We start from the raw sequence: 18,016 nt of genomic DNA, 5'->3' as shown, positions 1-18,016 counted from the left end.
TGTCGCTCAATTTGCCTGGCCTCAAGCCAGCAGCATTCGCAGCGGCAACGTCAGCGCATACACACCCTGGATGACGACCTGCACGATGCCCGGCAAAAATTTACCAAGCACGCCGGTATAACTGAGCAGTATCAGTCCGACGAAGATAAACGGCGTATACCGGTCGAGCCGCGCATATTGTTTCGACAATTCCAGCGGCAACAGGCCGGTGACGATACGGCCGCCATCGAGCGGCGGCACGGGGATCAGGTTAAACACGCACATCACTGCATTGACCAGCACGCCGGCCTGGGTCACTTCCAGCAGATACGCCTGCAAGGGCGAGGCCGACACCTTGTCCGCCAGCACGATGAAAGCAACCATCCAGGCCAGCGCCATGACCAGATTGGCCGCCGGGCCCGCAGCGGCCACCCAGGCCATCTGTTTTTTGGGATTGCGCAGGCGGTTGAAATCGACTGGCACCGGCCGGGCATAACCGAACGGCACTTGTATCGTGAAATACAGCAGCAGCGGCAAGAGGATCGTGCCGAAGGGATCGATATGCCGGATGGGATTGAGGCTCAGCCGCCCTTCATTGGACGCCGTGGGATCGCCAAAATACCGGGCCACATAACCATGCGCGGCTTCATGCAGGGAGATCGCAAAAAGAACCGGTATCAGGTAGACCGCGATGGTCTGGACTATCTCGTTGAAATTGCTCATGACCGCGATTCTACCAGAGCGGCCCGGCGCCTTTCTTATGCTGTCATGAAGACCACAGACAGCAAGCCGGGCCAGCCGCCCTTACAAGCCCAGCGCAGCCGGGTCGCCGCGGCCCACGCGCACCACTTCCGGCTCGGCGCCCGTCAGGTCGATCACCGTGCTGGGACCATGCGCGCACACGCCGCCATCGATGATCAGGTCGACCAGTTTTTCCAGGCGTTCGCGGATGGTGTCCGCATCGGTCAGGCTTTCTTCATCGCCGGGCAGGGTCAGGGTAGCGCCCAGCAGCGGCTGGCCCAGCTCTTCCAGCAAGCACTGCACGATGCGGTGCTGCGGCACGCGCAAGCCGATGGTCTTGCGCGACGGGTGGCTGAGGCGGCGCGGCACTTCCTTGGTCGCTTCCAGTATGAAGGTATAAGCGCCCGGCGTGGCCGCCTTGAGCAAGCGGAACTGGCGGTTATCGACGCGGGCATACACGCCCAGCTCGCTCAAATCGCGGCACAGCAAGGTCAGGTGATGCTTTTCATCCACACCCCGGATGCGCCGCAGGCGCTCGACGGCGCCCTTGTCGTCGAGCTGGCACACCAGCGCGTAGCAGGAATCGGTGGGCAAGGCCACCACGCCGCCGGACTGGATGATCTGCGCCGCTTGCTTGATCAGGCGCAATTGCGGATTGTCGGGGTGTATCTGAAAAAATTGACTCATGGTCTCTAAGTTCTGGCTGGCCAGCTGGTGAAAAACGTCATGATTGTACGCCGCGCAAGGCGGCGATGCGTTGCTCGATCGGCGGATGGGTGGCAAACAGCGCGCCCCAGCCGCTATTGCCGCCGCTGATGCCCAGCGCCTGCATCGATTGCGGCAATTCGCCCGGCTGCACGCCGCCCAAACGGGCCAGTGCGTGCATCATCGGCGTGGGGCTGCCCAGGAGCTTGGCCGAACCGGCATCGGCGCGGAATTCGCGCTGGCGCGAGAACCAGGCGACGATGATGGAAGCGAGCAAGCCGAACACCACTTCGCACACCATCACGGTGACGAAATAACCGATACCGCGCCCGCCACCTTCGCGGTTGTTATTTTTCAGCAGCACATTGTCGACAAAGAAACCCACCACGCGCGCCATGAACACCACGAAGGTGTTGACCACGCCCTGTATCAGGGTCAGGGTCACCATGTCGCCATTGGCCACGTGGGCGATCTCATGGCCCAGCACGGCTTCGACTTCATCGCGGTTCATGCTTTCCAACAAGCCCGTGGATACTGCCACCAGGGCCGAATTCTTGAACGCGCCGGTGGCGAAGGCATTCGCGTCGCCCTCGTACACGGCCACTTCGGGCATGCCGATGCCGGCCCGTTCGGACAGGGCGCGCACCGTATTGACCAGCCACAATTCGGTTGACGAACTGGGGTTATCGATCACGCGCGCACCGGTGCTCCACTTGGCCACCGGTTTGCTGATCAGCAAGGAGAAAATCGAACCCGTGAAACCGACCACCAGCGAAAACACCAGCAGGCTGCCCAGATTCAAGGTACTGCCCCGCGCAGGATTGCCCACGCCCAGCAAACTGAGGATGATGGACAACACCAGCATCACAGCCAGATTGGTGACAACAAAGAGGACGATACGTTTCATGGGCGATGGCTCCAGATGAATATTCAAGACAATAGTAGTGAAAATATAAGTACGGGGCCGCACATTTCAAGTGCGGCACGTCTTATGAATACCTTAAGAATCGTGGCGAAGCAGATTCTTTAAGGCATTAAAACCAGTCGTGCCAGATCGGGGTGACGCTGGCGGGGAGCGGTGGCAGTTGCGCAAAGTCCACGCGGGACTCGCCCGGTGCATGGAAGTCGCTGCCGCGCGAGGCCAGGAAACCGTAGTCGTTCGCCAGGCGCGCGTACTCGCCATACTGGTCGGGGCTGTGGCTGCCCGTGACGACTTCGATCGCGACGCCGCCTAATTGCTTGAATTCATCAAACAGCACGCCCTGCGCCGTGTCGCTGAACCGGTAGCGGCCCGGATGGGCGATCACGGCCAGGCCGCCGGCGCCGCGTATCCAGCCCACCGCTTCCGCCAAAGTGGCCCAGCGGTGCTCGACGTAACCGGGTTTTCCTTCTGACAGGTATTTTTTGAATACCTCGGGAATATTCGCACACTTGCCCGTTTCCATGATGTAACGCGCGAAATGGGTGCGCGACATCAAATCGGGGTTGCCGACGAATTTCAACGCGCCTTCATAGGCGCCGGGCAGGCCGGCCAGGTCCAGCTGGCGGGCAATCTCGCGCCCGCGCGCATCTCGCCCGGAACGCGTCTGATGCAAGCCCTGCAGCAGCGCCGGATTGTTTTCATCGATCTGCAAGCCGACGATGTGCACGGTCTGACCGGCCCAGGTAATCGAAATTTCCACGCCCGCGACGAAACGCATGCCCAGGTCCAGGGCGGCGGCGCGTGCAGCCGCCGTGCCCGACACTTCATCATGGTCCGTCAGCGCCCACACATTCACGCCGGCCTGGTGCGCATGCGCCGCCACGGCGGCCGGTGCGAGCACGCCGTCGGAGATATTGGAGTGGCAATGTAGGTCGACTTTAAGCATGTGAAAACAATACCGCGCGCGGGCTGAACATGGAAGAAGTTTTCATTGTACGCTGCTTGCCAGAGACGAGAGCGCTCCTGTGATCAGTATGCTACTGAGCAAGAAATTGCTCCACCAGCCGCGCCAGTTCGGCTGGCTGGTCATGGTGCAGCATATGGCCCGCATCCATCATCATTTCACAGCGCACGTCTTGCAGGAAACCCAGGCGGCGGTCGATCTCGATGCGCGCCTGCTCCTTCGGCCCCATCCATTCCCACATATTTGTCTCGGCCGCTTCCACCCACAGCACGGGCGCCGTGATGCGGCGCCAGCACGCCATCACTTCCTCGACCTGGTACAACATGGGATTGACGCGCTTGTGGCGCGGGTCGCCCATGATTTCCCACTCGCCCGCCTCATTCTGCACCGACCAGTGTTCGGCCAAAAAGGCGGCGCGCTCGTCGATCAGGCGCGGATTGGTCTTTTGCAGGCGCGCCGCCACCGCCTGCCGGCTCGGGTAGCTGCGCATCTGCGGCGGTTCGCGCAATTCGTCCAGCCACCTGGCGTAGCGGCCAGGCGCTTGCGACGGGCGCGTGGCCATCATGCCGAAACCTTCCAGGTTGATGAAACGCACGATGCGCTCAGGCCGCACGCCCGCGTACAGGCCGGCCACGTTGGCGCCCATGCTGTGGCCCAGCAAGTTGACGGGCGCATCCGGCGAGTAATGTTGCAGCATGGCATCAAGGTCAGCCAGATAGTCGGGGAACCAATAGGTATCGGACTGGGTGTAGTCGCTCAAGCCGAAACCACGCCAGTCGGGCGCGATCACATGCCAGTCGCCAGCGAGCTCGTCGACGACAAACTGGAACGAGGCGGCCACGTCCATCCAGCCATGTACCATGAACAAAATAGGCGCGCCTTCGCGGCCCCAATGGCGCACATGGGTGCGTGCGCCGCGAATGGAAATGAATTCGGAACGGGAAGTTTTCATGTTTTTCATTGCCTTGCCTGCCTTGAAAGTAGCGCGGATGTCGCCACATGCTGTGCCTGTAGATAGCGCAGGCATAAAAGTACGATCGTTCTTTAATTATACCGGATCAGCTCCATTGTTCGTACTTGTCTTACAACAGTGAACAGCCCAGCGTAAAATAGCGTCAAACTTCCACATCCGGCTGTGCCCGGCGTTTCCAGCACCGTCTATCGCGGCGATCAGCAGGCACTGCCTTGATCACTGGGCAAACGACAAGACCAGGCCGTCGGCATCATCAACGCGGCCAGCGAATTTAATATGCAACAACATGCAACTCAAGAAGATTGGATAAACACATGACGACCGATACCAGCGCAGTGACAGTGGACGCAGCCACCGAAGGCCAGGATACCCTGCAGAAATTCATTTTCGATAACGCCGCCGTGCGCGGCCAGTTCATCGATGTCTCCCACACCTGGCAGGAAGTGGTGTCGCGCCACGCCTACCCGCTGGCCGTGAAAAAAGTGCTGGGCGAAATGGTGGCTGCTGCCGCCCTGCTGTCGGCCAACCTGAAATTCAACGGTTCCATCATCATGCAAATCCATGGTGACGGTCCGGTACGCCTGATGGTGGTCGAGTGCGATTCCGACCTGCGTTTGCGCGCCACCGCCAAACTGGACCCGGACGCCGCCGTGCCGGATGGCGCCACCGTGCCGCAATTGCTGAACGCCACGGGCAAGGGCCGCTTCATCATCACCCTGGACCCGGCCGACAAGGTGCCAGGCCAGCAGCCGTACCAGGGCATCGTGCCGCTGGACGGCGACGATATGGCGACCGTGATTGAAAACTATATGCTGCGCTCGGAACAGCTCGACACGCGTCTGTGGCTGGCCACCGACGACACCACTTCGCGCGGCCTGCTGCTGCAAAAGCTGCCCCATCACGGCGGCAAGGCAGAGGCGACGCCCGTGTCGGAAGAAGACGCGCTCGATACCTGGAACCGCGCCGTGATGCTGGCCTCGACCCTGAAAGAGGAAGAGATCCTGGCCACCGACATCGACACCCTGATGCAGCGTTTGTTCTGGGAAGAAACAATCCGCGTGTTCGATCCGCTGCACCCGAGCTTCCATTGCACTTGCACCCGTGAAAAAGTGGGCAATATGCTCAAGATGCTGGGCGAAGAAGAAGTCAACAGCACCCTGGAAGAAGTAGGCCATGTGGGCGTGAACTGCGATTTCTGCGGCCAGCACTATGATTTCGACAAGGTCGATTGCGCGCAGCTGTTCGCCAGCGACGCGCCTGCCGAAGTGCTGATACCGCCGGCATCGAGCATTAACTAATTGCGTTGCTTGATTAAATAACTAAATTAAACAACACCTTCGGTTACCACTTCAACATTACCAAATTTTAATGTAATTCTCTGCAACACCCTCGCGCCGCCCCACGGGCGGCGCGCTTGCCACCCCGTTTTTGTCATCCTCCCGTCACGAAGCCGTCATCAACGCGTCATACAGCGGCTATACGCTGCGCAGCTTGTATCAACCCCCATACTTTTCCCCCACAGGCTGATTGATGAACTCGAATTTGAAGCTGGCGCTGCGCCGTCACTCCTTTAATGTCTTACTGGGCGCCTGCGCAGCGGGCTTGTCCATGCCCGCGCTGGCGCAAACGGCCGCTGCTGCCGCCGTCACCGCCGCCGCCAGCGAAATGGCCGCCCCGGCAGGCGCGGCGGCTGCCCCGGCCGATGATGGCAGCGCGGCGCCGATGGCTACCGTGCAGATTTCCTCCAACAAGACGCGCTCTTCAGTTGCCCTGAACAGCAATGAGATTCAAAAAATCCTGCCGGGCACCAATCCGCTCAAGGCGCTGCAAACCCTGCCTGGCGTCAGCTTCCAGACATCCGACCCATGGGGTAACAACGAGCAAAACCTGTCGCTGTTCGTGCACGGCTTCTCGGGCCAGCAACTCGGTTACACCATGGATGGCGTGCCACTGGGCGACCAGCAGTACGGCAACTACAACGGCCTGTCGCCACAGCGCGCCGTGATCAGTGAAAACGTGCGCAGCGTGGTGCTGTCTTCCGGTGCCGGCGACGTCGGCACGGCCTCGACCAGCAACCTGGGCGGCACCATCGAAACCTATTCCAGCGACCCGCTGGCCAAGCGTGGCGGCACGGTGCAGCAAACGGTGGGCAGCTACCGCACGTCACGCACCTTTGCCCGCTATGACACCGGTGTGTTTGGCGACGGCAACAGCGCCTATATCTCGGTGCTGCACCACGAAGCGCACGCCTGGGATTTCAACGGCCGCCAGGGCGGCGACCAGGTCAACGCCAAATTCGTCAACCGCAGCGACGCCGGCAAGCTGACCCTGTTCTTCAACTACTCGGACAAGACCGAGCCGAACGAAGACAGCACCGTGCACGTCAAAGGCGAAACCAGCGCGCCGTATACGCGCCCATTCCTGTACCCCGACTTTAATTCGGCCTTGAACTATCTGTCGCCAACCGGCGCCACGCCGGCTGCCGATGGCAATAACTACCGCAACTACTACAGCGATGCGCAGCGCACCGATTACCTGGCGTATGCCAAGTTCGACGCCAACCTGTCCGAAGGCACGACCTGGTCGAACCAGGTGTATTTCCACAACGATGACGGCGTGGGCGTGGTCGCCGGCCCGATCGGCGTGGCTGGCCTGCCGGCGCTGTTCAGCGTGTACTACCCGAACCAGAACCTGAAACAGGTGTTTGGCGGTTCCGGCTACGCCACCCGCACCACCGAATACAAGATCAACCGCGGCGGCCTGGTTTCCACCCTGCGCAAGGAAATGGGCGACCATCAACTGGAAGCGGGCGTCTGGCTGGAACAAAACAAGTCGTCGGCCTACCGCCGCTGGTATGCGCTGGACGTGAACAATCCGAGCTCGCCATATGACCGCCCGACCGATCCTTTGATCACGCAATACGGCAGCGTGATGGATACCAAGGTAGCCCAGTTCCACTTACAGGATGAATGGAATATCCGCCCGAATATGTCGCTGCAAGCGGGCTTCAAGTCCAGCCTGCAATTTGCCGATGGCCAATTCCCGGTGCAGCCACTGGTAGGCGCGATTGCTGGCGGCTCGACCGCCTTGCCGGTCGGTTCGATTACCACCAAAAAATGGTTCTTGCCACAGGTAGGCGGACGCTGGGACTTCACCTCGAAAGACCAGCTGTATTTCAACATCCAGCAAAACATGCGCCAGTTCGTGACCTATGGCGGCGGCGGCGCCTCGCCATGGAGCCTGGCCAACCAGGCCGCGTTCGACCTGTTCAAGCAAACTGCCAAGCCGGAAACCGCCGTTACCTATGAAGTGGGCGTGCGCGGCAGCCACCCGCTGGACCTGGGCCCTGTCACCGGCATCGATGGCCAGGTCAATATCTACCACGTCGACTTCAGCAACCGCTTGCTGCAAATCAGCCCGACTGCAGTGATCTCGTCCATCATCGGCGGCAACCCGGTGCTGGCCAACGTGGGTAGCGTGCGCACGGATGGTATCGACATGGCGGGCACCTTGCACTTCGGCAAGAACTTCTCGTTCTACAATGCCCTGTCGTACAACCGCTCGAAATACGCCGACGATTACCTCAGCGGCACCACCCTGGTACCGACGGCTGGCAAGGATGTGCCAGGTTCGCCCGAGTGGCTCAACAAATCCGTGGCCTCGGCCACCATCGGCGACGTCGACGTCCAGCTGATCGGCGACTACGTGGGCCGGCGCTATGCCACCTACACCAACGATTTGTCCGTCTCCAGCTATTTCCTGATGAGCCTGGGCGTGTCGGGCAAGCTGCCGAATCTGGCCAGCTGGCTGAAAAACCCGCGCTGGCGCGCTACCGTCAGCAACCTGGCCAATCGCCAGGGCGTGCTGAACGTGGTGGTCGGTGCAGCCAGCGGCACCTACAACACCTTCCCGATCGCCCCACGCCAGGGCTTCCTGACTTTGACTGCGGACTTCTGATGCGCACTCCTATCCTTCCGAAGCGGCACTTTTCGCGCCGCAATTTCATGCAGGCAGCGGCCGGTGGCCTGGCCCTGAGCGCCATGCCGAGCTTTGCCGCCAGCATGCTGACCTTGCCGACGGCCCGTCCGCAAGTGTTCGCCCACCGGGGCGCCAGCGCCCTGCGCCCCGAGCACACGTTTGCGTCCTACGCCAAGGCGATTGCCGATGGCGCCGACTACATCGAGCCAGACCTGGTCTCGACCAAGGACGGCGTGCTGGTGGCGCGCCATGAAAGCAATCTGATCGAAACGACGGACGTGGCCAAACGCAGCGAGTTTGCCAACCGGCGCGGCAAGCGCATGGTCGATGGCCAGATGCATGACGGCTGGTTTGTCGATGATTTCACCCTGAACGAGCTGAAAACCCTGCGCGCCATCGAGCGCCTGCCGCAAATCCGTACCGCCAACACCCTGTACGATGGCCAATTCCAGATACCAACCTGGGAAGAAATCATCGAATTTGTTGCAGCGCAATCGGCCGCCACCGGCCGCGTGATCGGCCTGGTGCCCGAGCTGAAAAGCTCGACCTACTTCCGCGATGCGGGCCTGGCGATGGAAGACCGTTTCCTGTCCATCATCCTGGAACACGAGTACACGCGCCGTGCGCCGCTGGAAATCCAGTCGTTTGAAGTGGCCAACCTGAAGTATCTGCGCGAAAAACTGGGCCACCGCGCCAACATCCGCCTGATGCAGCTGGTGGTGAACATGGATATCCGTCCGATGGATGTGGCCAAGGCGGGCGGCAAGCTGACCTTCCACCAGATGGTCTCGCCGGCCGGCATGCGCGACATCGCCACCTATGCCGACGTGGTGGCGCCGCCGACGCGCGACGTGATACCGCTGGGCGCCGACCAGCGCCTGGCGCCGCCGACGTCCATCGTCGACGATGCACACCAGGCAGGCTTGCTGCTGCACACCTGGACCTTCCGCCCGGAAAACCGTTTCCTGGCAGCCGACTTCCGCGATGGCAATGGCGAGAATGCCCGCAACGAAGCCGGTTCCGTGGCGGAAATCAAGCGCTACATCCAGACGGGTCTGGATGGCTTCTTCAGCGATGATCCGGGGATTGGTCGCCTGGCTGCCGGCTAAGTATCGCCTGCAGCACCGTTTACATATCTTGTAACAATTTTCATTTCAGGGCGTCGCCAGTGGTGACGCCCTTCTTATTCACGCTGTGAATTTCTGAAATGGGGATTTGAAATTGGACGCATATCAAAAAATTCATTATTGTGCACTGCAACAACGCACTTTTATGGAGGATCTATGTCCACATTCAGCACGCACTACAGCAACAACGGCGGCAACAACGACGGCTACTTCAGCAACCTCGGCCGCGCCGCGCGCGCCTTCCTGGGCGCCCTGCTCGCTAGCAAACCTTACAGCGAACTGGCCCAGAAGGAAGTTATCGCCAGTACCGAAGACCAGCGCTACACCCGTCCCAGCCAGCGCGATATCGCCCTGCTGAACTCGGAAGCGATGCGTCACGAGAAATTCATGCCGAACCTGGCTGCAGAGTTGCGCTTCATGGCATCCCGTGGCTAATACCCGATACCCAACTTTTACTAACAAGGAAACATCATGATGATTATCGAATCCGGCCTGATCGTTCTTGCCGTCGCCGTTACCGGCATCCACTTTTACCTGATCATGACGGGCAAAGCGAAGTTCTAAGCAGCAAGCAGTAGAAGTACGCAGTAGAGTAGCAACAAGTTTGACGCAGCAGCCTGGCAATCGGTCCAGGCTGGCAGGGGCAGGAATACTTAGCGCGGCGCAGCAGTGGCGTCGGCTGGTGCAGGCGCCGGGGTCTGGCCCTTGCGCACGATCTGCACGAAAATTTCATTCTGTTTGACCATGCCCAGCTCATAGCGGGCACGCTCTTCGACGGCGCCAGTGCCATCTTTCAGGTCGCGCACTTCGGACTCGAGCTTGTCGTTACGCGCCTTCAATTCCATATTCTTTTTATTCGCTACCGCCACTTGCGCTTCCATGTCGGCAACGCGCAGCCAGCCGCCTTTGCCCAGCCAGAGCGGGTATTGTATCAACAGCAGCAGGGCTGCCAGGGCGAGCGTAATGAGGCGCATGGGGTATCGGTAAAAACCGACCGGATTTCTCCGGCCGGCCTGTAGGTTACGATTACTTCAGATTATAGAACGCATCGCGGCCAGGGTAGCTGGCGACGTCGCCCAGGTCTTCTTCGATACGCAGCAGCTGGTTGTACTTGGCCATGCGGTCCGAACGCGACATCGAGCCGGTCTTGATCTGCAAGGCATTGGTACCGACAGCGATATCGGCGATGGTCGAATCTTCCGTTTCGCCCGAGCGGTGCGAAATGACGGCCGTGTAGCCGGCGCGCTTGGCCATTTCGATGGCGGCGAAAGTTTCGGTCAGGGTGCCGATCTGGTTGATCTTGATCAGGATCGAATTGGCGATGCCTTTCGAAATGCCTTCTTTCAGGATCTTGGTGTTGGTGACATACAGATCGTCGCCGACCAGTTGCACTTTCTTGCCCAGTTCGGCCGTCAAAATCGCCCAGCCGTCCCAGTCGCCTTCATGCATCGCGTCTTCGATCGAGATGATCGGGTACTTGTCGCACCAGGTCGCCAGCAGGTTGGTGAATTCGGTAGCGGTCAGACTCAGGCCTTCGCCTTCCATTTCATACTTGCCGTTCTTGTAGAACTCGGAAGCGGCGCAGTCCAGGCCGATGGCGATCTGCGTGCCTGGCTCGTAGCCGGCTTCTTCGATCGCCTGGATGATCAGCTTGATGGCTTCTTCGTGGTTGGCCAGCGATGGCGCGAATCCGCCTTCATCGCCTACATTGGTATTCAAACCCTTCTTGTGCAGGATCTTTTTCAGCGTGTGGAACACTTCGGCGCCGTAACGTACCGCTTCCTTGAACGACGGGGCGCCCACGGGAATGATCATGAATTCCTGGATGTCCAGGTTGTTGTCGGCGTGTGCGCCGCCGTTGATGACGTTCATCATCGGTACTGGCATCTGCATCGCGCCCGAACCGCCGAAATAGCGGTACAGCGGCAGGCCGGCTTCTTCAGCAGCAGCTTTGGCGACGGCCATCGAGACGGCCAGGATGGCGTTGGCGCCCAGGCGCGATTTGTTTTCCGTGCCGTCCAGGTCGATCAGGGTACGGTCCAGGAAAGCCTGTTCATTGGCGTCCAGGCCCATGATGGCTTCGGAGATTTCGGTGTTGATGTTTTCGCATGCTTGCAGCACGCCCTTGCCGAAATAACGCTTGGCATCGCCATCGCGCAATTCGACGGCTTCGCGTGAACCGGTCGAGGCGCCCGACGGTACGGCCGCACGGCCCATCACGCCCGATTCCAGCAACACGTCGCATTCGACGGTAGGATTGCCGCGCGAGTCCAAAATCTCACGACCGATAATGTCAACAATAGCACTCATATCATTCTCCAAAGTTAAGCGTAACGGGGCTGCGCACTGCATTCTGACGCGCAATTGCACAAAGGGGGCAAAGAAACTCCCGGCAGACGTTTCAGTGAAGAAATGGCGTGCCGGGAGTCGTGCTACGGTGGTACTACGCTATCTCGCCCGCTATCAGGCGGCGGCGGTGGCTTCCTTCTGTGCCAGCGCTGCCTTGATAAACGAGGTGAACAGCGGGTGGCCAGTGCGTGGCGTCGATTTGAACTCAGGATGGTATTGCACGCCCATATACCATGGGTGGGCATTGTCGCCCGTGCGTGGCAATTCCATGATTTCGCACAAATCTTCGCTAGGCGTACGGGCCGAAACGATCAGGCCAGCCGCTTCGACACGGGCCAGGTAGTGATTATTGGCTTCGTAGCGGTGACGGTGACGCTCGGTCACCACGCTGCCGTAGATCTCGGCAGCCAGGGTGCCCGGATTGACGGCGCAGGTTTGCGCGCCCAGGCGCATGGTACCGCCCAGGTCCGAGTTTTCATCGCGCAACTCGACTTTACCATCGTGGTTTTGCCACTCATTGATCAGTGCAACCACCGGTTGATCCGTATCGCGGTCGAACTCGGTCGAATTGGCGTTCGCCATGCCGGCCTTGTTGCGTGCGTACTCGATCAGCGCGACCTGCATGCCCAGGCAGATGCCCAGGTAAGGGATCTTGTGTTCGCGGGCGAACTGGGCAGCCTTGATCTTGCCTTCCACGCCGCGCTTGCCGAAGCCGCCCGGTACCAGGATGGCGTCGTACTTGGCCAGGTTCTCGCAACCGGTGGTTTCGATTTCTTCCGAATCGATGTACTCGATGTTGACGCGGCTTTCCGTGTGGATGCCGGCGTGGCGCAGCGCTTCGATCAGCGATTTGTACGACTCGGTCAATTCCACATACTTGCCGACCATGCCGATGGTCACTTCCGCCTTCGGATGCTCGAGCGTGTAGATCAGCTTGCTCCAGACCGACAGGTCGGCTGGCGCAGGATTCAAGTCCAGCGCGTCGCAAATGATCTTGTCGAGGCCTTGATCGTGCAGCATTTGCGGCACTTTGTAGATGGTGTCGACGTCCCAGACGGAAATCACGGCATCTTCCTCGATGTTCGAGAACAGCGAAATCTTCGCGCGCTCGTCTTCCGGAATTGCACGGTCGGCACGGCACAGCAGCGCGTTTGGCAAGATGCCGATTTCGCGCAGCTTTTGCACCGAGTGCTGGGTAGGCTTGGTTTTCAGTTCACCGGCCGAAGCGATGTAAGGCACCAAAGTCAGGTGCACGAACGCGGTGTTCTTGCGGCCAGCGCGCAGGCTCAGCTGACGGGCTGCTTCCAGGAATGGCAAGGACTCGATATCGCCGACGGTGCCGCCGATTTCGCACAAGGCCACGTCGTAGCCTTCTGCGCCACGACGGATGTAGTCCTGGATTTCATTGGTGATATGCGGAATCACCTGCACGGTCTTGCCCAGATATTCGCCGCGGCGTTCCTTGCGGATCACCGATTCATAGATCTGGCCGGTGGTGAAGTTATTCACCTTTTTCATGCGGGTGGAGATGAAGCGCTCGTAGTGGCCGAGGTCGAGGTCGGTTTCGGCCCCGTCGTCGGTAACGAAAACTTCACCGTGTTGCATAGGGCTCATCGTGCCAGGATCGACGTTGATATACGGGTCGAGCTTGAGCATGGTGACTTTAAGGCCGCGCGATTCGAGGATCGCGGCGAGAGAGGCGGCGGCAATCCCTTTTCCAAGGGAAGACACAACGCCACCAGTGACGAAGACAAATTTGGTCATTGCAGATGGTGCCGAACGGCACGTGCGGGAAATTGAAATTATACACTAAAGCCCGCAGCGAGAACTTGCCCTGCGCGGAAAATTGCGCCAAATGCCGTCATCGACGCCCGGCGTGGTGCCAACGCACAACATTATTACGAATTGGAAATATTTGAAATATTTCCAATTCCATATCTTGTGTGATGGAGCGAACAGACCTCCTCTTCCACCAGGATCACACTGGCATTTTTCAACGGAGGTCCATCATGAGCTACGAAGAACGCGACGCTTACGGCATGTATGTCAATCGGGGCCACAAGGGTCCCGGCCCTGAACTGATGGGTGCCGACACCCTGATCGGCGACCATGTGCACAACGCCCGGGATGAACACCTGGGTGAAATCAAGGAAATCATGATCGACATGCGCAGCGGCAAAATCGCCTACGCCGTCCTGTCGCACGGCGGCGTATTTACCATCGGCGAAAAACTGTTTGCCGTACCCTGGGAAGCGCTGCTGCTCGATACCGTCAACAAACGCTTCACGCTCAACATCGACAAGGAGCGCATAGCAGACGCGCCCGGCTTCGATACCGACAATTGGCCGAACATGGCCGACCAGGCCTGGGCCAATGAGCTACACACTTACTACGGCACCACGCCGCGCAATGACTGATTATTGATCAGAAGCGGGCGCATACCAGACCAGGTCTGCTTGCGCCTTGCTCACAGCCGCGCCGCGCTTGGCCAGCACCAGCACCAGCGGTGCTGCACCGCCCGTCAGATCCTGCACATGCAGCGGCACGCCCAGATCCTGGTGCGCATGATAGGCGCCAGCAATCAGCAAGGCGGGCGCGGGGGCCTCCAGCAAACGCTCAGCCATGCGGCGGTCGCGCTGCTGCTGGATCGCCAGCATGGCGGCCAGGCGCGGTTCATCGATCTGATTGTCATGCATTGCGCGGATGATGTCTTTTAACCGGCCCTGCACCTTGGCGTCATTGGAAAAATCGGAAAACTTGCCCTGCACGGCTGGCTTATCTACAAACATCTGCCTGATCTCGCTGCGGTCCAGATTGGCCGACCAGACCGGATACGGCGCGCGCATCACTTCCATCACCAGCTGACCATACTGATCCCACTTCCAGCTCGCCTGCCATGCCAGTAACTGCGCCAGCTGATCAGGCGTTGCTTGCGGATGCTCCTTCAGCCACAGCTTGGCCTGCTCCACTTTGGTTTGCTGGTCCGGGTTCAGCATTTCCAGCAACACACTACCTTGCGGCCGCCGCCCCTGCAATTGCTGCAGCAGCCATTGCTCTATCTGATGATGGATCAATTGATCATGCTGCTCACCCACGATCACACGCGGCGCGGCCGCCAGATGATCGAGCAACTGATCGGCACTCATGCGCTGGCCGCTGCGCAAGTCGATAATCTCGCCCAGCTGGCTGACATCGGGCACAGATGCTGGCGCCGTTACAGCGGCTGGAGCAACGTCGCTTGCCACGCTGCTGCCAGCGCTCAAGGCAAGCACGCAGGCGGACACAAGGAAGGACAGGGACAGTTTCATGACGGCCTTATTGAAAGCGCTGCAAAAACAGCAATGGCCATCATTTTAATAGAAATGATTCTCATTTACTATAATGACACCACGATATGTCCGGCTTTAAACTATGCCAGCGCCATGCGCATCGGCACGAAGGCAATCCCATCCATCTCCACTTTCGGCCCCGTCGCGATAAAACCCAGGTTTTGATATAGCGGCAAGGCATACACCGAGGAATTCACGGTAAAGCCGGTCGTGTTGCCGTTGGCCAGCGAGGTGTCGCGGGCGGCCTGCCATAAACGGCGCGCCATACCCCGCCGGTGCATGGCGCGCGGCACAAACATATGGAACAGATGCGTATTGTCGCGCATGGCCACCACCCCAGCCAGCACGCCTTCGATATGCGCCAGCTGGTAATGATAGCGGGACTGCGACAGATAATTTTCAATAGCTGGTAGCCGGCAGTGCTCGATAAACTTTTCCGCGCCCTCCCCGTTCGGATGCAGCGTCAGGAAAGGCATCAAATCACCGATCAGGGCGGTGATGGCGGGCGCATCGGCGATGGTGGCAGGACGGATAAGGCAAGAGGAAATAAGCTGGTTCATCTGGCAAGTTTGCCATAGCAGCGGCCAGATAGTCGAATAAACCTTCAACTCAAGCGACAAATGGCGGTTCAAATCATTGAATTAAATGATGTTTCAATGTGCTTTCTAAAAGTCATGAATCACACTGAAACATGGCCCACGAGCCTGTACACAAACAATCTCGATGGCAGTTGGACATACTCATGGTCGCCGCCGCCCGCTCGTCCGCATAGGTCGTCGTCACCCAATCGCACAAAGCGCCGCAACGCGTTCTCGTGCAGCACAGCCAGATATGGCGCGTACAGAATTGCGAACTTTCGAAGATTTCTGGATCAGCAAGATGTTATCTCTATGATCACCGGCCGGGTTCGACCAATACCAGACGGTCCGTAATGGATGAGAAGAATGGCTCTCACTCGACTGATGCAGAGCTCTCGCATAGAATCATTGCTCTGAATCACTTAAGAGGTAGAAATGTTAATCCGTAAAGCTCTTCCCACCGATAATTCCGGCGCCAAGGCTCTGGTACGGAAATCATTGGCTTCTTTCGGCTTAATCGTGGATTTTGACACCCTGGATGCTGCCATTGGTGCGCTTGGTCTAGCCAACACCGCTAACGAAATCGAATTGGTGGCAGAGGTAGATGGCAAACTGGTCGGTTGCCTTGCAATTCAGCGTATGGAGGGGGCTATCGCCAAGCTGTTCGGCTTCCACGTCGATGCGAGCATGCAAGGACAGGGCATCGGCCGAACGCTGCTGAGCGAGGCAATAGCACAGGCCGTAATCCATAAATTGACTCAACTGGAACTCGAGACTTGGGGCAACATGGGGGCTGCGGTTCACCTGTATGAGTCCTTGGGATGGGTTCGTGGCCCGGACCCACTACCAGAAAGTGGAGCAGACCGCTTTTACTGCCTGGCACTAGTCAGGTAAAATCCGACGTAACGAGCGCCTCCCGCCGTAGTCGATTACTGGCAAACTGAATGACTGCAATGGGACGGAAGCAGGCCTTCACGGCGAGTACGCATTTGCCACGCTTATCGTTTAAAGACATACGCGTCTTTCTACACGGCTTGCTTGATCTGCTGAGCTTCATATATCCATCGTAGAAAGAGCTGGAGCGGAACGAATTGCGCAAGAGCGAAGAAACTGATCAAAACTGCTCAATTCACCCACAACAGCTTGCGCAGCATGGCCATGCCAGCCGGCGCGTTCTCAAGCCCACGCTGCACTGGCCACGCCAGGTAACGCAGTAGCGGTGATTTTGGATGGCGCGCCGTGATAGCTTGACAGCCAACAAACCTGACGGGCTGCTTGCCCAGCACCAATACGTCATTGCGCTGACGGCGGAACAGGCTGGCGACATTCAAACCCTGATTTTCCGGACACAGATCAGTAAAAAGGGATTCAAACATGCTGGCCCCTTCTGTCGCAGCAAGTAATTGCTTGCCTTCCAGTACGGGCAATATATGAGCTATCAGCGTTTCCCACTCGCGAAAATCGTTTGCACTCAAGGGTTCGGGAAAAACACTGTTGCGCTGGCCAGGATGGGCGATCCACTCATCCTCGTCATCTGTTTCGGCAAGCACCAATTTGCGCAACGTGTCACTACTGCGAAACGCCGACAACAACAAACCATGCGCGCGCAAGAGGGCGCCAGGATCGCGTACACGCATGGTGGGTGCGCCCGGGCGATTATCGAATGCGGCGCTCAGCTCGGCAGCTGCTTCCAGGAAATAGTGATAGCCAAGCAGCCACTGTATATCACTCTGGTCGACGCGAAAGCGCGCATCGAGCTGGTAATTCTGCTGGTAGTACTGTTCGGTGTCGGCTTCTTCCTCCGTCTCGGCCACCTGCCGCTTGGGGATGGCAAATGCATACTTTTCACTTGGTGTCAGCGTGCCGTCGCCATTCAAATCACTGCTCCAGGTGGCGGGCACCAACAACAGGCCATCCTCCTTGCTGTGCAAGCGGATCTTTTCCAGCACCTGCCTGGTGGTCCGCAACTCGTTGCGCAAAGCGGCAAATGCGATGCGCAAGCCTTCCTGGTCCAGCTGTTTCGTGGGCTGCTGCCCTTCTTTAAGTTCAGGGTAACGATCGCTCAAGCGAAACAGACGCTGTAGGGTCGCAATGTCGCGGCATATCACCCAGGCTTGCTGCGCCTGCGGCGTGGCGGCCGGAGCGACATTCAAGTTACCGGCACAACTTTTCGCCATGCCTTCTGTACTGGTGAAATCGGGAGCAGCGCCCAGCGCCACGCTACAAGGCAGGAAAACGATAAGGCAACGCAGAAGAAAAGATCGCATGAGTGGCTCCTGTGAGTAAGAGATGAACCACTTCAGCCTAACCATACACAGGCACAGAGCCTTAACAAAATGCAAGTTTCAATAAAGTAAGCACGCGCTGACAA

General features: G+C 58.8%; 17 protein-coding genes. 6 read left to right on the top strand and 11 right to left on the bottom strand.

Annotated elements, in window-relative coordinates:
- Positions 1–21 precede the first annotated feature (21 nt).
- The 5 genes from HDE72_RS22775 to HDE72_RS22755 all read right to left on the bottom strand — a co-directional run bounded on the left by HDE72_RS22775 (position 22) and on the right by HDE72_RS22755 (position 4,263).
- A complete protein-coding gene (locus HDE72_RS22775; RefSeq protein WP_183746214.1) occupies positions 22–702 on the bottom strand; it encodes a site-2 protease family protein in 681 nt (226 codons plus the stop codon).
- A gap of 81 nt (positions 703–783) precedes the next feature.
- Positions 784–1,407: an L-threonylcarbamoyladenylate synthase gene (locus HDE72_RS22770; RefSeq protein ID WP_183675786.1), complete on the bottom strand. Its 624-nt coding sequence runs from the start codon at positions 1,405–1,407 to the stop codon at positions 784–786.
- Between the two features lie 37 nt (positions 1,408–1,444).
- Positions 1,445–2,332 carry a protease HtpX gene (gene htpX, locus HDE72_RS22765; protein WP_183746211.1) on the bottom strand — a complete coding sequence of 296 codons (888 nt, stop codon included), beginning with the start codon at positions 2,330–2,332 and terminating at the stop codon, positions 1,445–1,447.
- Positions 2,333–2,459: 127 nt separating this feature from the next.
- The gene (locus tag HDE72_RS22760) at positions 2,460–3,293 is read right to left on the bottom strand and encodes a 3',5'-nucleoside bisphosphate phosphatase (protein WP_183746208.1); all 834 of its coding nucleotides are present in this window, start codon (positions 3,291–3,293) and stop codon (positions 2,460–2,462) included.
- A gap of 91 nt (positions 3,294–3,384) precedes the next feature.
- Positions 3,385–4,263: an alpha/beta fold hydrolase gene (locus tag HDE72_RS22755; protein WP_183746205.1), complete on the bottom strand. Its 879-nt coding sequence runs from the start codon at positions 4,261–4,263 to the stop codon at positions 3,385–3,387.
- Between the two features lie 335 nt (positions 4,264–4,598).
- On the opposite strand from HDE72_RS22755, the gene hslO reads away from it, so the two are divergent.
- The 4 genes from hslO (at position 4,599) to HDE72_RS22735 (ending at position 9,824) form a co-directional block, all read left to right on the top strand.
- Entirely contained in the window at positions 4,599–5,582 is a 984-nt protein-coding gene (hslO, locus tag HDE72_RS22750; RefSeq protein WP_183746202.1) for an Hsp33 family molecular chaperone HslO, read from the top strand.
- A 232-nt stretch (positions 5,583–5,814) separates the two neighbouring features.
- Positions 5,815–8,241, top strand: coding sequence for a TonB-dependent receptor (locus HDE72_RS22745; RefSeq protein ID WP_183746200.1), 2,427 nt, complete (start codon positions 5,815–5,817; stop codon positions 8,239–8,241).
- 11 nt (positions 8,242–8,252) lie between these two features.
- Positions 8,253–9,371 (top strand): glycerophosphodiester phosphodiesterase, encoded by a 1,119-nt coding sequence (locus HDE72_RS22740; RefSeq protein ID WP_409254980.1) that lies wholly within the window; start codon positions 8,253–8,255, stop codon positions 9,369–9,371.
- A gap of 174 nt (positions 9,372–9,545) precedes the next feature.
- Positions 9,546–9,824: a hypothetical protein gene (locus HDE72_RS22735; RefSeq protein ID WP_183746194.1), complete on the top strand. Its 279-nt coding sequence runs from the start codon at positions 9,546–9,548 to the stop codon at positions 9,822–9,824.
- Between the two features lie 218 nt (positions 9,825–10,042).
- On the opposite strand, the gene ftsB is transcribed toward HDE72_RS22735, so the two are convergent.
- From ftsB to HDE72_RS22720, 3 genes are all read right to left on the bottom strand, one after another.
- Positions 10,043–10,363 carry a cell division protein FtsB gene (gene ftsB, locus HDE72_RS22730; protein ID WP_183746191.1) on the bottom strand — a complete coding sequence of 107 codons (321 nt, stop codon included), beginning with the start codon at positions 10,361–10,363 and terminating at the stop codon, positions 10,043–10,045.
- A 52-nt stretch (positions 10,364–10,415) separates the two neighbouring features.
- A complete protein-coding gene (eno, locus tag HDE72_RS22725) occupies positions 10,416–11,699 on the bottom strand; it encodes a phosphopyruvate hydratase (protein WP_183746188.1) in 1,284 nt (427 codons plus the stop codon).
- A gap of 153 nt (positions 11,700–11,852) precedes the next feature.
- The gene (locus HDE72_RS22720) at positions 11,853–13,502 is read right to left on the bottom strand and encodes a CTP synthase (protein WP_183746185.1); all 1,650 of its coding nucleotides are present in this window, start codon (positions 13,500–13,502) and stop codon (positions 11,853–11,855) included.
- A gap of 245 nt (positions 13,503–13,747) precedes the next feature.
- Here HDE72_RS22720 and HDE72_RS22715 point away from each other — a divergent pair, with 245 nt between their 5' ends.
- The gene (locus HDE72_RS22715; RefSeq protein WP_183746182.1) at positions 13,748–14,155 is read left to right on the top strand and encodes a PRC-barrel domain-containing protein; all 408 of its coding nucleotides are present in this window, start codon (positions 13,748–13,750) and stop codon (positions 14,153–14,155) included.
- On the opposite strand, the gene HDE72_RS22710 is transcribed toward HDE72_RS22715, so the two are convergent.
- Positions 14,156–15,046 carry a ChaN family lipoprotein gene (locus HDE72_RS22710; protein WP_183746179.1) on the bottom strand — a complete coding sequence of 297 codons (891 nt, stop codon included), beginning with the start codon at positions 15,044–15,046 and terminating at the stop codon, positions 14,156–14,158. It abuts the gene before it with no gap.
- Positions 15,047–15,147: 101 nt separating this feature from the next.
- Positions 15,148–15,627, bottom strand: a complete 480-nt coding sequence (locus HDE72_RS22705; RefSeq protein WP_260176870.1) for a GNAT family N-acetyltransferase — start codon at positions 15,625–15,627, stop codon at positions 15,148–15,150.
- A gap of 453 nt (positions 15,628–16,080) precedes the next feature.
- On the opposite strand from HDE72_RS22705, the gene HDE72_RS22700 reads away from it, so the two are divergent.
- Entirely contained in the window at positions 16,081–16,539 is a 459-nt protein-coding gene (locus HDE72_RS22700) for a GNAT family N-acetyltransferase (RefSeq protein WP_183746176.1), read from the top strand.
- A gap of 230 nt (positions 16,540–16,769) precedes the next feature.
- On the opposite strand, the gene HDE72_RS22695 is transcribed toward HDE72_RS22700, so the two are convergent.
- Positions 16,770–17,912, bottom strand: coding sequence for a hypothetical protein (locus tag HDE72_RS22695; RefSeq protein ID WP_183746174.1), 1,143 nt, complete (start codon positions 17,910–17,912; stop codon positions 16,770–16,772).
- Positions 17,913–18,016: the final 104 nt, after the last annotated feature.

This window comes from Janthinobacterium saanense (assembly GCF_014200675.1).
Classification (GTDB): Bacteria; Pseudomonadota; Gammaproteobacteria; order Burkholderiales; family Burkholderiaceae_D; genus Janthinobacterium.
The sequence above is the reverse complement of the archived record's forward strand: the minus strand, read 5'-3'. Positions and strand labels throughout refer to the sequence as shown.

What these genes read in the sequence shown, in the direction of transcription:
- HDE72_RS22775 (WP_183746214.1), bottom strand. Translation starts at nt 702, where the DNA reads ATGAGCAATTTCAACGAGATAGTCCAGACCATCGCGGTCTACCTGATA.
- HDE72_RS22770 (WP_183675786.1), bottom strand. Translation starts at nt 1,407, where the DNA reads ATGAGTCAATTTTTTCAGATACACCCCGACAATCCGCAATTGCGCCTG.
- htpX (WP_183746211.1), bottom strand. Translation starts at nt 2,332, where the DNA reads ATGAAACGTATCGTCCTCTTTGTTGTCACCAATCTGGCTGTGATGCTG.
- HDE72_RS22760 (WP_183746208.1), bottom strand. Translation starts at nt 3,293, where the DNA reads ATGCTTAAAGTCGACCTACATTGCCACTCCAATATCTCCGACGGCGTG.
- HDE72_RS22755 (WP_183746205.1), bottom strand. Translation starts at nt 4,263, where the DNA reads ATGAAAACTTCCCGTTCCGAATTCATTTCCATTCGCGGCGCACGCACC.
- hslO (WP_183746202.1), top strand. Translation starts at nt 4,599, where the DNA reads ATGACGACCGATACCAGCGCAGTGACAGTGGACGCAGCCACCGAAGGC.
- HDE72_RS22745 (WP_183746200.1), top strand. Translation starts at nt 5,815, where the DNA reads ATGAACTCGAATTTGAAGCTGGCGCTGCGCCGTCACTCCTTTAATGTC.
- HDE72_RS22735 (WP_183746194.1), top strand. Translation starts at nt 9,546, where the DNA reads ATGTCCACATTCAGCACGCACTACAGCAACAACGGCGGCAACAACGAC.
- ftsB (WP_183746191.1), bottom strand. Translation starts at nt 10,363, where the DNA reads ATGCGCCTCATTACGCTCGCCCTGGCAGCCCTGCTGCTGTTGATACAA.
- eno (WP_183746188.1), bottom strand. Translation starts at nt 11,699, where the DNA reads ATGAGTGCTATTGTTGACATTATCGGTCGTGAGATTTTGGACTCGCGC.
- HDE72_RS22720 (WP_183746185.1), bottom strand. Translation starts at nt 13,502, where the DNA reads ATGACCAAATTTGTCTTCGTCACTGGTGGCGTTGTGTCTTCCCTTGGA.
- HDE72_RS22715 (WP_183746182.1), top strand. Translation starts at nt 13,748, where the DNA reads ATGAGCTACGAAGAACGCGACGCTTACGGCATGTATGTCAATCGGGGC.
- HDE72_RS22710 (WP_183746179.1), bottom strand. Translation starts at nt 15,046, where the DNA reads ATGAAACTGTCCCTGTCCTTCCTTGTGTCCGCCTGCGTGCTTGCCTTG.
- HDE72_RS22705 (WP_260176870.1), bottom strand. Translation starts at nt 15,627, where the DNA reads ATGAACCAGCTTATTTCCTCTTGCCTTATCCGTCCTGCCACCATCGCC.
- HDE72_RS22700 (WP_183746176.1), top strand. Translation starts at nt 16,081, where the DNA reads ATGTTAATCCGTAAAGCTCTTCCCACCGATAATTCCGGCGCCAAGGCT.
- HDE72_RS22695 (WP_183746174.1), bottom strand. Translation starts at nt 17,912, where the DNA reads ATGCGATCTTTTCTTCTGCGTTGCCTTATCGTTTTCCTGCCTTGTAGC.